The 13,074-nt window shown below is 70.6% G+C and carries 10 protein-coding genes; 4 read left to right on the top strand and 6 right to left on the bottom strand.

From position 1 onward, the window contains the following. The first annotated feature begins 61 nt into the window (after nt 1–61). Nucleotides 62–952 (top strand): TIGR03619 family F420-dependent LLM class oxidoreductase, encoded by an 891-nt coding sequence (locus IZR01_RS11960; protein WP_194897082.1) that lies wholly within the window; start codon nt 62–64, stop codon nt 950–952. A 100-nt stretch (nt 953–1,052) separates the two neighbouring features. On the opposite strand, the gene IZR01_RS11955 is transcribed toward IZR01_RS11960, so the two are convergent. The 3 genes from IZR01_RS11955 to IZR01_RS11945 all read right to left on the bottom strand — a co-directional run bounded on the left by IZR01_RS11955 (nt 1,053) and on the right by IZR01_RS11945 (nt 4,808). After that, nucleotides 1,053–3,116, bottom strand: coding sequence for an LCP family protein (locus IZR01_RS11955; protein ID WP_323746530.1), 2,064 nt, complete (start codon nt 3,114–3,116; stop codon nt 1,053–1,055). Next, nucleotides 3,109–3,945, bottom strand: coding sequence for a hypothetical protein (locus IZR01_RS11950; protein WP_194923840.1), 837 nt, complete (start codon nt 3,943–3,945; stop codon nt 3,109–3,111). Before IZR01_RS11950 ends, IZR01_RS11955 begins: the two co-directional genes overlap by 8 nt. Nucleotides 3,946–4,022: 77 nt before the next feature. After that, nucleotides 4,023–4,808: an SDR family oxidoreductase gene (locus tag IZR01_RS11945; RefSeq protein ID WP_194923839.1), complete on the bottom strand. Its 786-nt coding sequence runs from the start codon at nt 4,806–4,808 to the stop codon at nt 4,023–4,025. 194 nt (nt 4,809–5,002) lie between these two features. Here IZR01_RS11945 and IZR01_RS11940 point away from each other — a divergent pair, with 194 nt between their 5' ends. Together IZR01_RS11940 and IZR01_RS11935 are read left to right on the top strand one after the other, a co-directional pair. Next, complete coding sequence (locus tag IZR01_RS11940; protein ID WP_194923838.1) at nt 5,003–5,389, top strand: GntR family transcriptional regulator; 387 nt, start codon at nt 5,003–5,005, stop codon at nt 5,387–5,389. An 18-nt stretch (nt 5,390–5,407) separates the two neighbouring features. Beyond that, nucleotides 5,408–6,559 (top strand): DUF1648 domain-containing protein, encoded by a 1,152-nt coding sequence (locus IZR01_RS11935; protein WP_194923837.1) that lies wholly within the window; start codon nt 5,408–5,410, stop codon nt 6,557–6,559. A gap of 40 nt (nt 6,560–6,599) precedes the next feature. Here the strand turns inward: IZR01_RS11935 and IZR01_RS11930 are convergent, their stop codons facing one another. Beyond that, a complete protein-coding gene (locus tag IZR01_RS11930; RefSeq protein WP_194897077.1) occupies nt 6,600–8,933 on the bottom strand; it encodes an ATP-binding protein in 2,334 nt (777 codons plus the stop codon). Nucleotides 8,934–9,110: 177 nt separating this feature from the next. Here IZR01_RS11930 and IZR01_RS11925 point away from each other — a divergent pair, with 177 nt between their 5' ends. Beyond that, entirely contained in the window at nt 9,111–9,962 is an 852-nt protein-coding gene (locus IZR01_RS11925) for a hypothetical protein (RefSeq protein WP_194923836.1), read from the top strand. Between the two features lie 137 nt (nt 9,963–10,099). Here IZR01_RS11925 and IZR01_RS11920 read toward each other — a convergent pair whose 3' ends face one another. Continuing rightward, the gene (locus tag IZR01_RS11920) at nt 10,100–11,482 is read right to left on the bottom strand and encodes a hypothetical protein (RefSeq protein ID WP_194923835.1); all 1,383 of its coding nucleotides are present in this window, start codon (nt 11,480–11,482) and stop codon (nt 10,100–10,102) included. 72 nt (nt 11,483–11,554) lie between these two features. Then, nucleotides 11,555–12,964: an NsdA family TPR-like regulatory protein gene (locus IZR01_RS11915; RefSeq protein WP_194897074.1), complete on the bottom strand. Its 1,410-nt coding sequence runs from the start codon at nt 12,962–12,964 to the stop codon at nt 11,555–11,557. Nucleotides 12,965–13,074: the final 110 nt, after the last annotated feature.

Genomic DNA, 13,074 nt, shown 5'->3' with positions numbered 1-13,074 from the left:
TGACATCTGACTAGGTGTCAGATTGATTCCTCCCAGGCGAAAAGTGAAGGGGAGACGGCCCATGAAGTTCTGGCTCTCACCGGCGTTCTGCGACACCGCACACTTCACCGGCCTCGCGCGGGCCGCGGAAGAGCACGGGTTCGAAGGGATCGCCATCCCGGACCACCTGTTCCATCCGGTCGAACTGTCCTCCCCCTACCCCTATACGCCAGACGGATCCCGTTACTGGACGAAAGACACCCACTGGCCCGAACCCTGGGTGGCGATCGCGGCAATGGCCGCGGTGACGACCCGCCTGCACTTCACAACGAACATCTACGTGGCCCCGGCCCGCGACCTGCTGACTGTCGCCAACCAGGTGGCCACCGCCGCCTACATCTCACAGGGCACACCAGAGGGCCACCACCGGATCGCACTCGGCGTCGGACCGGGCTGGAGCCGAGACGAATTCACCGCCACCGGCCAGGCCTGGCCCAAACGCGGAGCCCGCCTCGACGAGATGCTGCTGGCCCTGCGCCGGCTGTGGACCGGCGACGTGGTCGAGGTGGCGGGCCCGAACTACACCCTCCCGGCCTGCTCGATCACCCCGACGCCGAACGACCCGATTCCGGTCTACGTCGGCGGCGTCTCCGACATCGCGCTGCGCCGAGCGGCCCGCAACGACGGCTGGATCGGGATCTACCACACGGTCGACGAGACCCGGTCGATCATGGACCGGATCCGCGCGGCCCGCGAGGAGGCCGGCACCCTGGACCGGCCGTTCCGGGCGATGCTCGCGGTGCTGGCCGAACCGACGCCAGAGCTGTGCGCGCAGCTGGAGGAGTGGGGCGTCACCGACTTGCTGGGCGCGCCATGGATGTCGAACATCAAGGCCATGACGGCACCGGGACCGTCGCTGGACGAGATGGTCGAGGCGGTGGCCAGATACGCCGAGCGGTATGTGAAGAACTAGCGCCGCGGACTGGGGCACATCTGCGCCGAAACACCACGAGCGCCAGAAGCCGAAGCCTCTGGCGCCCGTGGCGTAGTTGCCTACTCAGTCCCTCAATCCCTCAGTACACGCAAGGGATTCCGTCCTGCGATCCCGCCGCGCTGACCGCCCCGCCGGAGCTCAACCCGGAAGAGTCGGAGGAGCCGTCGGTGGGCACGCTGGTCGCGCCACCACTGGGCTGCCCCGAAGGCGGCGTGGTGGTCTTCGCGACAGGCAGCTTGTAGTCGTACCCGAGCGTGACCGTGATGCTCCCCTTCGGCAGCGAACTGCTGGACTCCGGTGCCAGCTTGGTGCCGAGCTTGGCCTGGATCTGCTTGGCCAGGGCCTCCTCGCCGGCGCCGTAGCGGATGGTCGTGTGCTGGACGCCGTTGCCGCCGTTGCCGGTCTTGCTGACCGGGATGCCGTCGTCGAACAGCGCACCGCCGGCCTTCAGCGCCAGGCTGGTGGTGGTGGTGCCGTTCAGGACGGTGATGTTCGCCGGGGGCGTCGGAGTCGTGGTCGGTGCCGACGGCGGCGGGGTCGAGCTGGAGGCCGTGGTCGGCGGCGGCGCCACCGCGGCGTCGTTGTTGAACGCGGAGGTGACCTGGTTCTTGATCGCGTTCGGGTCGACCGTCAGCGCCTCCTCGCCGTTGACCGTGACGGTCCCGGTGGTCGGCAGGGTTATGAACTGCGCGTTGCCGCCGGTCAGGTTGGAGGCCTGGGAGGCGAAGTCCAGCACGTCCCATTGGTTGTCGATCACGATGTCGTTCTTCACCACGTTGAACAGGCCCTGCATGGACCCGACATCGCTGAGCACGCCCTTCTTCTTCAACGCCTGCATCACCGAGGTCAGGAACGCCTGCTGGCGGTGGGTGCGGTCCAGGTCGCCGTTGGGCAGGTGGAAGCGCTGGCGCACGAACTGAAGCGCGGTGGCCGCGTCGATGGTGGACACGCCGGCCTTCAGGTTGATGCCGGTGCCCGCGCCGTCCTCGATCGGGTCGTAGGCCGGGGCCTTGAGGCAGACCTGGATGCTGCCGATCTGCTTGACGATGTCGTAGAAGCCGACCAGGTTGACCTCGGCGAGGTGGTCGACGTGCACGCCGGTCAGCTTCTGCACGGCCCGGATCGTGGCCTCGCGGCCGACCTCGCGGCTCTCGGACTCCTCGGTGGCCTTGTCCGGCTTCTTGGCGCCGGCGTCGATCTTCTGGTCGGCGAAGGCCTTGGCGTCGCCGTAGGCCTCCTTGATCTTGCCCATGCCCATGTCCGGCACCTGCACGGTGCCCACGCCGGGGATGGCCGCCGGGCCGCCGGGCCGCTCGACGTCGCTGTCCCGCGGGATCGAGTACGCGGTGACCTGGCCGCCGTTGGCCGGGATGTGCATGAGGATCAGCACGTTGGTGTTGTAGCCGCCGATGTCGGAGGACCCGGCGTGCAGTTCGTCCTCGACCAGGGACGTCGGCAGGTCGTTGCCGTTCATGTCCTTACGCGAGTCCAGACCGATCAGCAGCAGGTTGACGTCGGCGCCGAGGTGCGGGGCCACATAGCCGTCCTGGCCGGGCTTGATCTGGCTGATCGAGTCCGAGGTGTGCAGGCCGTCGGTGAGCGACTTGTGCGCGTACCAGACGAAGCCGGTCGCCAGGACCACGATCGCGCTCATGGTGGCGGCGGTGATCCGGCCGGCCAGCACCCCGCGCTTGCGGCCCTTGCCGGGGCCGGGCTCCATGGCGGCGCGTCCGCCTCCACGACGGCCGCCGCCTCCGCCGTCGCCGCCCCGGCGGCCGGACTCCAGGTGGTCGTCGTCGTAGTCGTACTCGTCGGCGGCGGCGCCATAGCCGTCCGGGGCCTGCTGGCCCATGACGCTCGTCTGCTCGGCGGCGTGCCAGTCGCCGGGGCCGCCGTGGTGGGTCGGGTCGTCCGGACGCGCCCGCGGCGGCTGTTGCGGCCAGCCGCCGCTGTCCCGCTGCTGCGGCGGTTCGGGCCGGCGCTGGGCCTGGGCCGCCCGCCACGGCTGCTCGGGTTCCTCGCGGCGGCCACCGCCAGCGTCTGCGCGGTAATCTCCCCCGCCACCGCGCCGACGTTCGCCACCGCCGCCACGGCGGTCGCCGTCGCCGCGGTAGTCACCGTCTTCCGGATACCAATCAGACACGACGCGCGCCTCCCCCGCTTTGTCGCCCGCCGCTCTGTCGCCCACCGTTCCGTCGGCCACTGTCCTGTCGCCCACGGCTCTGCCGGCCGGTGCTGCTCTGCCGGCCACTGCTGCTCTGCCGGCCGCGCATGACCGCGCCCGCTATAACCAGTCCCATAACCACCAGCGCGACCAGGATCACCGGGAAGACGTGGGTCGTCGCGTGCACCAGGCCGACCAGCTTCTGCTTGGTGTTCACATAACCCGGGTCGTGCCAGGCCAACTCGGCCACGGCGGCGACCAGCCAGGCCACCGGCGGCAGGGCGCTCATGACCCACCAGCGGCCGTTCGGGGTCGCCGCGGCGGCGGCCAAGGCGGCGCACAGGACGGTGGGTACCGCGAACCCCGGGCCGTAGTAGTTGCCCAGCAGCTTGCCCACGATGACGGCCAGAATCGGACCGCCCAGCACGGCCGCGGCCGGCAGCCAGTTCGGCGCTCCGGCCAGCAACCGGTCGCCAGTGGCGGAGGCGGTGCCGGATCCGGACCGGGACGCGGCGCGGCGGCGGTCGGCACCCGAGGCACCGCGGTCCGCACGGTCGGCGCGGTCGGCGCGGTCCGCATACTCGGCACGGTCCGCGCCCGGAACGCCACGGTCACCGCGCTCGGTACCCGGAACACCCCGCTCGGGGTACGAAGCATCGTGCCCGGACGGGCCCGGCCCACGGCCATAGCCTGCGTTCGGCGGCTCAGACCGCCCCGACCTCGGCGGCATCGACGACCCGCGGTCCTGGCGGCCGTAGCCGTCCGGGCCCGGACGCCGCGCCGGCGACGTGCGTGCTGATGAGGACATGACGGCGATCCTCACTCAGCCGTTCAACTGGGCCATCCCGCTTTCGTCACAACCGCGCTACAAGGGGGGACGTCCCATCACCGCAAGTAGTCGCCGGCGTTGACCGCAAGTGATTGACCAGTGATCCCACCGGCATAAGGCGACACCATGTAAATGGCCGCATTCGCAACGTCCCCGTCACTGGCGATCTCCGGCAACGCCGTGCGCGCGGTGAGTGACGAGATCACCTGCTCCTCCGGAATGCCTTGTGACGAAGCAGTCCACGCCACATACCCCTGCACCATCGGCCCCCACATCCACGACGGCACGACGGCGTTCACCCGGATCCGCCGCGGCCCCAACTCCTTGGCCATGCCATAGGTCGCGGACAGGAGCGCCCCCTTGGAGGCGGCGTACGCGGCCTGCATGACCTCCGTCGCCGGCACCCACATCGACTGCGACAGGATGTGGACGATGCCCGTGGCGACCCCGGACTCCCGCGCCAGATGCGGGATCGCGGCCTTGCTGAGTTGCAGGGTGCCGACGACGTTGACCTCGTAGACGGCGCGCCAGTCGGCGAAGTCGGCGTCGCTGACACCCCCGAAGACCTGGTCCATCGCCGCGACGTTGACCAACCCGTCCAGCGCGCCGAAGCGTTCGACCGCGAGGTCGACCAACCGCCGGCAGGCGTCCTCGGAGGTGATGTCGGTCGGCGCGTAGGCGACCCGCGCGGCGTCGAAGTCGGCGGCCGCCTTGACCAGGTTCGCCTCGGTCCGCGCCCCCAGCACCACATTCGCGCCCTGGCCGTACGCGGCCTGCGCGACCTCCCGCCCGAGGCCTTCGCCGACCCCTGACACGATCACCGTCTTGCCTTCGAGCAACATGAGCGGAGCCTTTCGTAGGTGGTGACGGCCCTGGCGGCCCGGGTGGCGCGCGGCGCCTGATGGTGCGTCAGATTAGGCGGGGCGGAGTGAGATGGCCAGGGTCAGCGGGGCAGTCCCGACAGCTCCCCGCGACACCCCTTGACGCGCCATTGTTCTAGCTGTTCTATATCAATAGCCCCGAAGGAGGCAGACCTTTGCTCCTCACCGTGGAACCCGACGGCGAAGTCCCGATCTACCAGCAACTGCGCGACCAGATAGTGGAGGCGGTGGCGGCCGGCGTGCTGGTGCCGGGGGATTCGCTGCCGACGACGCGGCAGTTGGCCGCCGATCTAGAGATCAACATGCACACCGTGAACAAGGCGTACGACCTGTTGCGGCGTGAGGGATTGGTGCGGTTGGGACGCCGGACCGGCGCGGTGGTGGCGCGGGGGCCGGGGGACGGGCCCGCTTCGGCGCAGGAGGCCGGGGACTGGGAGCGGCGGGCGCGGACGTTGCTCGCCGAGGGCTTCGCGAAGGGGATGGCGCCACCGGAGGTGCTGGCCCGGTGTCAGGCCCTGCTGGACGAGTTCACAGAACACTGAGTTGGACGGAAGGCTCCGATGCACACCTCTGCTCTGCCCGCGGTCCTGCCGGCCCTGCTGATCGGGTCCCTGTCCCTGCTCACCCCGGTGCTGACGCCGCCGAGCGTGCAGTTCGGGGTGCGGGTGCCGGCCGAGCGCGCCGGGGATCCGGTGGTGGCGGCCGCCCGGCGGACGTACCGGATCGGCGTCGGCGCGGTGACGGTCGTCGCGGTGCTCGCCGGATGGTTCGTGGCGTCGTCGCAGGCTGCGATACCCACCGCCCTGCTGGTCGAGTTCGGCGGATCGCTGGCGGCGTACCTGGTGGCCCGATCGCACGTCGCCGACGCGAAACGCGACGGTCGCTGGTTCGAGGGCCGCACGCAGGTCACCGTCACCGACACCACGCTGCGCACCCGGCCCGAACCGTTCCCCTGGCTGTGGGCCCTGCCGGCAGCGGTGATCACGGCGGGCACGGCGATCGTCGGCGCGATCCGCTACCCGCGCATGCCGGACCGGCTCGTCTCGCACTACGACGGCGGCGGGCACCCGACCTCGTACACCGACAAGAACCTCGGCTCGGCGTTCGCCTTGGTTCTGGCGCAGATCGGGGTCACGGCGCTGATCGTGGCCGTGTCCTGGGCCACCGCCCGCGGCAAGGCGCAGCTCGACGCGCAGGACCCGCACGCCGCGCGCCGGCACCGCCGCTTCGTCACCGCGATGGCGCGCTGCCTGCTGGTCCTGGCGGCCGCCGTGGACCTGTCGATGTTCTTCGGCGCGCTGGCGATGTGGAAGCTGACCGGCAGCACGGGTGTCTTCGTGGTACTGCTGCTGGCGCCGATCGTGCTGGCGACGGCGGGGCTGATCGTGGTGTCGGTCCGGTTCGGGCAGGGCGGTTCGCGGCTGCGACTCGCCGAAGACGTGCCGGGCGGAGGCACTTCGGGTAAAAGCGGCTCGGGCGACAGCAGCTCAGTCAGCCCCGCCGCAAAGTCCGGCGGCACCGTCAACCGCGACGACGACCGCTTCTGGAAGCTGGGGATCTTCTACGCCAACCGCGAGGACCCGTCCGTCTTCGTCCAGAAGCGCTTCGGCGTGGGCTGGACCGTCAACTTCGCACGCCCCGCGACGGTCGGCGTCTTCGTCGGCATCGTCGCCGTCGGGCTGCTGTTCGGGACCCTCCTCGGCTCGCATTGAGCCGCTACAGCGGACGCTAGAGCAGGCACTAAAGCAGGCACTACAGCGGATACCGCAGCGGTGATGCGTCGAGTTGGCTGCGGAAGCGTGCGGCTTCGGGCTGGGGGAGATCATCGAAGACGGCCAGTGCCTGGCGGTGGGATTCCTGCGCCTCCGGGATGCGCCCTTCGGCGTGCCGCACTCGGGCGATGCCGTTGAGGCTGTCGGCGTGGAGGTAGAGGTTGCCCAAGCCGCGCGCCATGGCTATCGACTCTTCGAAGGCGGTGACGGCCTCGTCGAACCGCTCGAGGATGAGATACGTGAACCCGAGGTTGTGCAGGCCCGCCGTGACGAACAGCTGGTCGCTCTGGGCTCTGGCCTCATCGATGGAGGTGACGATGTAGGCCACCGCCTCGCCCGGGCGGCCCAGCCCGTGAAGACACATGGCCACCGTGTTCAATGCGTTGATGCTGCGGTACGCGAGGCGCACTTCGTCGCGGTCCCGCAGGGCCAGGGCCTGGAGGGCGACCTCCAGGCCGCGTTCGTGATCGCCGACCCCGGTGTACGCCATGGCCAGACAGTTCAGCACCTGTTGTCCGGTCACCAAGTCGTCGTGCTCGCGGGTCAGGGCCAGGGCTTCTTCCAGCGGGCCGATCGCCTCCTCGGATCTGTTGTCCGACCAGAGGGTGTACCCCAACCGTTGCAGCACCTGCGCCTCGGCCCCGGGGACGCCACACCGCCGGGCGTGGGGCAGGGCGGCGCGAAGCAGTCGTTCGGACTCCCGCCAGTTCCGGGCGGACTCCTCGATCCGGATCATGCCCAGCGTCAGCAGGACGACCACCCGATCGTGGGCGAGCGCCGCCGCCGCCGAGAGGATCCGCAGCAGGTTCGCCCGTTCCCGGTCGTACCAGGCGAGCGCCTGCCTGCTGTCACGGAACCGCATGCTGTGGCCCCGCGGTTCGGCGGCGGGGAAGGGCGGCGGCTGGCTGAGGTTCACCGTCCGGCCCGCCGCCAGCATGGCCGCCACGTACCAGGTGAAGACCGCGGTGACGGCCTCGGAGCGGTCCTGCTCGCCGAGCTCCGCCGCGGCCCGTTCGGCCGCGTAGGCGCACAGCAGGTCGTGCAGCTCGTAACGGTCCGGGACCTTCTGCTGGACCAGCCGCTCGTCCTGCAACGACTCCAGGATCCGCTCGGCCTCGCCGCGGTCCACCCCGGCCAGCGCGGTGACCGAGACCGCGGTGAAGTCCAGCGCGGGGTGGACGCCGAGCAGCCGGAAGACCCGTTGCGCGGCCGCGGGCAGGCCCTGATACGACAGATCGAAGACCCGGGCCAGTCCCCGGCTGCCCGCCGCGATCTCGTTCAGCCCGTTGCCCAGCCGGTCGGCCAGATACCGCAGGGTCCACACCGGGCGCGAGCGCAGCCGCGCCGCCACCAGCGAGACCGCCAGCGGCAGGCCGCCGCACAGCTCCGCGAGCCGTTCGGCCGCCTCCGGTTCGGCGGCCACCCGCTCGGCGCCCACGATGCGGGCCAGCAGCTCGACCGCCTCGCCCGGGGCGAGCACGTCGAGGGTCACCGAGCGCGCCCCCTCCAACGCGGCCAGGCTGCGGCGGCTGGTGATCAGCACCAGGCAGGTCGGGGAGGCCGGCAGCAGCGGTCGGACCTGGTCGACGTCCGCGGCGTTGTCGAGCAGGAGCAACGCCTGGCGTCCGTGGACGCGGTCGCGGAACATCGCGGCCCGCTCGTCCAGCCCGGCCGGGACATGCGCGGCCGACACCTCCAGCTGACGCAGGAACGCGTCGAGGATGGCAGCCGGGTCGGACGGTTCGTGGTCCGGGTCGAAGCCGCGCAGGTTGGCGTAGAGCTGGACGTCGGCGTAGCGCCCGGCCTGCACGAGGCTGTGCGCCGCGTGCAGGGCGAGCTGCGTCTTTCCGATGCCGGCCATGCCCTCGACCGCCGAGATCACGACGGTGTGCGACTCCTGATCGGCGCCCGCGGTCAACGCGGCGAGCTCCTTCTCCCGCCCGATGAACGTGGCCAGGTCGACAGGCAGCTGTCGCAGTACCGCGGTCGTTCCCACCGCCTTGGAATCGCGGTGCACCCGCAGGTACGCCGAGCGCCAGCGACGCACCGTCTCCTCGTCCGCGCCGAGCGCGCGCACGATACCGATCACCAGATCGAGATCAAGACGCCGCCGCCGGGTCTGGAACACCTCGGCGACCGTGGTGTGCGAAACCGCACGCGGCGGCCGCATCAACGGCCCCACCCGCTTGGCCAGACTCCGGACCGACGGCGAACCGGCCCACAGCCGCAGCTGGTTCAGGTGCTCGATGTAACCGGCCAGGTCGGCGGCCACTTCCGGATCAGGCCTGCCGTCCGGGTCAGCGCTGCCCGACATCGCGCCCTCCCCCTGCCGATCGCAGGCATGGAGTCTAACAAACGGGCGGTGAGCGGAATCAGGGTTTATCGGCGCACATGCCGGCAGTGCTCGGGCCGGTGACATCGGTCGGGTATCCCCCCTTCGCAATATCTGACGTATCGTCAGCTCACCCGGAAGCCCACACCTGGAGGCGCCATGTCGGAAAAACAGGAGCACCCCGAGCGCGAGCCGCGCCCCTACAAGCAACTGGCCTCGGAAGGGCCGTACGGCCCCGGGATCGGCAGTGCCCTGATCACCATGGTGGAGCCGCATCCGGGCCACGAGCTCAGCTATAACAGATGGTACGAAGACGACCATTTCATTTCTGGCGCCATGTCGATGCCGTGGATGTTCGCCGGGCGGCGGTGGGTGGCCACGCGGCCGTTGCAGTTGCTGCGGTATCCGGCCGATTCGGCGGTCGCGAGTCCGGTGACGGCCGGGGCTTACATCACCGTTTACTGGATCAATGAGGGCCGCTATCAGGACCACCTGGACTGGACCGTGGCCATCAATCGGCGGCTGTTGCCGGATGGTCGGGTCTATCAGGAGCGGACGCATGTGTTCACGTCGTTCCAGAACTACCTCGGCGTGGTCTATCGGGACGGTGACAAGGGGCCGCGGGATATCCATGCTCTGAGTTATCCGTATGCGGGGCTGATCGTCGAGGTCTACGACGCGGGGCCGGACCAGGATCCGGCGGCGTTGTCGGCGTGGCTCAGGGAGAAGCACCTGCCCGGCAAGTTGGCGGGATCGCCGGTGGCGCTGGCCATGGTCTTCGAGCCGATGCCGTTGCCGGGGAAGACGCCGACGTACGTCAAGCCGGTCGAGGGGGTCGGCAAGCGCATCACAGTGCTCTACTTCACCGAGGCGGATCCGGCCCAGGACTGGGACCGGTTCGCCGGGGACGGGGCCGCGGCTGAGGCCTCCGGGCTCGGGCGGTTGGAGTTCGCCGCGCCCTTCATCCCGACGCTGCCCGGGACCGATGAGTACGCGGACCAGCTTCGGTGATCGAGCCCTGATTCGGTTCTGATCCGGGTCCGACCCGGGTCCGATCCGGTCCCGACCCGGTCCTGATCGAGCTCTGGGGAACGAGAACGGCCACCGGGAAACCGGTGGCCGTATGCTTCAGCGTCCTGCTCACTCGGTCACAGGTTGCTGATCTCGATCGTCTGCTCGCCGAGCTTGGCGGCGAAGGCGTTCCAGTCCGCGACCGCCTTGTTCTTGGCCCTTCCGGCATCGGTGCCGGCGCTGTTGCCCTTGTTGAAGTTGTCGTTCGCGCCGGGCTTGCCGGTACAGGTCAGGTTGTCGTTGGCCCAGGCCGCGTAGTCCTTCTCGGACTCCGCCGACAGCTGCCAGGAGTCGATCAGGTCCTTCTGCAACTGCTGGCCGCCGGACAGCTTGTCGACGCTGAGCGGCTTCATGCCGTCGGCCTGCGCCTGCCGCTTGGCCGCGACGTCGGTGAAGCTCGCCTTGTTGGCCGCGACGTTCTTGCACTGCTGTACGCCGGTGATCGCGTCGTTGGCCGCCACCCGCAGGGCATGGCTCTGCGAGATCAGGGTGAAGATCGCGTCGGCCTGCGCCTTGGCCGCCGGGTCCACCCCGGGCGGGGCGGAGACGCTGGTGCTCGGCGCCGGGGTGTCGACGTTCGTGGTCTTGCCCGCGTTGTTGGTCTTGGACTTGCCGCCACCGCCGGAGAACGCCACCGCGGCCACCACGACCAGCACCACGAACACCCCGAGGGCGATCAGCAGCGTGCGGTTGGACTGGCGCCGGTCCGGGCCGGTGGCCAACAGCAGGTCCGGGTTGCCGTTGTTCATGCCGCCGTTGTTCATGCCGCCGTACATCGGCGGCTGCGCCGGCACCCTCGGTATGGACTGGGTGTGCGAGTCCGGGTCGACCGGGCCCTGGCCCTGGGCCTGCGCCGAGTAACCGCCCGGATCGTAGGCGCGGCTGGGCAACTGCTGCCCGTAGCCGACCTGGTCCTGAGTCGGGGACTGGTAGACCGGGGCCTGGCGGCCGGTGGAGTCGGCCGGCGGCAGCGCCTGGGTGGGCTGCGGGCCGAGATTGGTGCCGGGACCGGGGCCGAAGTCGGCACCGGGACCAGCGCCGTGGCCGGGGCCGTTGGAGGCCGGCGCGTTCGTCGCAGGATTCTGCGAGTAACCCGATCGCGAATAGCCGGCGGTGCCCGGCACCGAGACGCCTATCGTGCCCTGGTTGGGCATCAGCGAACGGCGGCCGTCGGCCGGGGCGTCACGGAACAGGTGGTCGAACTCGTTCGGGATACCGCCCTGTGCCTGCTGCACGGGCGCCGGCTGGCCCGGCAGCCGCCAGGAGAAGCCGGAGGATTCGGGGATCGGACCGCCCGGGAAACCGTCTTCCTCGGGCGGAACGGGGGAGACTGCCTGGGTAGGCGTCTCGACAGGGGCGAATTGCGCGGTATACGGCTTTTCCGCCTCGGCGGTCGCGACATCCTCCGGCGGCGCCTGTCCGCCCCCGGCTGTCGACTCGCGTTCGTGCGTCTCGTCCATAGGCGGGACCGAGCCTACCCGATCGGACTTTCGATACCTCACCACATCGCCGGATGGAGCCGGCCCGGACGTTCAGGCGTTGATCGGCTCTCCGGGCCGCCGCAAGGCGATCAAGCTGCGGAACTCGCGGGTCGCGGCGACGGCCGCGTACGGGTCCAGCCGCCGGTCGAAATCGTGCAGCGCCTCCACCGCGCGCGCCGACCGGGCCCGGCCGGACAGCTTCACCGCCTCGGTCGCCGCCGCGCAGCCGGCCTCCACCTCACCGCCCTGCACCCGGGCCGCGGCCAGGGTGAACAGGTTCAGCACCCGGCGCCGGGTCTTGTCCACGCCGAAGCCGGCCAACGCCGCGGCGGCCTGTTCGGCGGCCTGCCGCGGCTGGTCCAGATCGCGGTGGCAGGCCGCCGCCGCGTCGGCCACGTAGTGGTGGTCGAAGTAGGAGGACCAGACCGGGGCGTCGCCACCGCCGCGTTCCAGTTCGTCGCTGGCCCGCCCCAGCGCCTGCTCGGCCGCGCGCCGGTCGCGCATCGCGGCGTAGCCGCGCGCCTCGGCGCAGAAGAACTCGGCCCGCACATGGGGTGAGGCCATGCCCCGCGCGCCCTCGTCAGCCGACCGCGCCAGCTGCACGGTTTCCCGCGGTGCGCCGAGCGAGTTGGCCAGATGGCTCATCGCCGACAGGATGTGCCCGCCGTGGGCCCGGTCGCCGGCGGCCTGGGACAGTCTCAGGGCCTGGATGTAGTAGCGCTGGGCCAGACCGAGGCGGCCGGTGTCGCAGGCGAGGTAGCCGGCCAGTTCGGTGAGCGCCGCGGCGGCTCCGAACAGCTGGCGTCCGACCCGCTCCGGATAGGTGCCGCGCAACAGTTCGGCGACCACGCCGTCCAGGTAGCGCACGGCCAGCACCCGGACGTGGCCGCCGCCGAAGCGATGGTCCAGCGCGCGGAAGGCGTCGGTGGTCGCGCGGACCGCGGCGACGTCGGACAGGCCGACGCGCAACGGGGCGTGCCCGTTCTTGGCCGCGGCCATCCCCCGGGCCACCACCGGGTCCTCGGCCATGATCAGCCAGTCCCGGCTCGGCCCGACCATCGCGGCGACCGCGAACGAGGCCGCGCGCAGTTGTTCGCGCCCGGCGGCGTCGGCCCGCCAGAGCCCGGCCGCGACCGCGATCGCCTCCTGGGTGTCGGCGGCCAGCCCGAGCGCGAGGGAGGAACTCCCGTCCCGCTCGTCGACCATGCCGATCTCCTCGACGGTGACCGGCCGCCCCAGTTTGCGGCCCAGGGCCTCGGCGATCAGCGCCGGCGTGGTGGCGCGCGGCTGCTGTCCGCGCAGCCAGCGCGCCACCGAAGTCTTGTCATAACGCAGGTCCAGGCCCAGCTCCGCACCCGCGAGGTTGACCCGCCGGGCCAGTCCCGCGTTCGAGCAGCCGGCCTCGGTGATCAGCTCGGCGAGTCTGCGATTCGGCTCGCGCGGCCCCCGGTGCCCCTCCATACCCTCAGGTGTACCCGCCGGACAATCGGACGAACACGGGTCGAGGAATCTTATACAGATCAACTCGATGAAATATCAGACCTCTTGCACATTCGGGCAATCAGGTGACA

The sequence above is a fragment of the Catenulispora pinisilvae genome (assembly GCF_015356865.1).
Taxonomy (GTDB): Bacteria; Actinomycetota; Actinomycetes; order Streptomycetales; family Catenulisporaceae; genus Catenulispora; species Catenulispora pinisilvae.
This window is presented reverse-complemented; position numbering and strand designations above follow the sequence as displayed.

Bases quoted from the DNA above. Each gene is read 5' to 3' on its own strand.
- IZR01_RS11960 (WP_194897082.1), top strand. From the start codon at position 62: ATGAAGTTCTGGCTCTCACCGGCGTTCTGCGACACCGCACACTTCACC.
- IZR01_RS11950 (WP_194923840.1), bottom strand. From the start codon at position 3,945: ATGTCCTCATCAGCACGCACGTCGCCGGCGCGGCGTCCGGGCCCGGAC.
- IZR01_RS11945 (WP_194923839.1), bottom strand. From the start codon at position 4,808: ATGTTGCTCGAAGGCAAGACGGTGATCGTGTCAGGGGTCGGCGAAGGC.
- IZR01_RS11935 (WP_194923837.1), top strand. From the start codon at position 5,408: ATGCACACCTCTGCTCTGCCCGCGGTCCTGCCGGCCCTGCTGATCGGG.
- IZR01_RS11930 (WP_194897077.1), bottom strand. From the start codon at position 8,933: ATGTCGGGCAGCGCTGACCCGGACGGCAGGCCTGATCCGGAAGTGGCC.
- IZR01_RS11925 (WP_194923836.1), top strand. From the start codon at position 9,111: ATGTCGGAAAAACAGGAGCACCCCGAGCGCGAGCCGCGCCCCTACAAG.
- IZR01_RS11920 (WP_194923835.1), bottom strand. From the start codon at position 11,482: ATGGACGAGACGCACGAACGCGAGTCGACAGCCGGGGGCGGACAGGCG.
- IZR01_RS11915 (WP_194897074.1), bottom strand. From the start codon at position 12,964: ATGGAGGGGCACCGGGGGCCGCGCGAGCCGAATCGCAGACTCGCCGAG.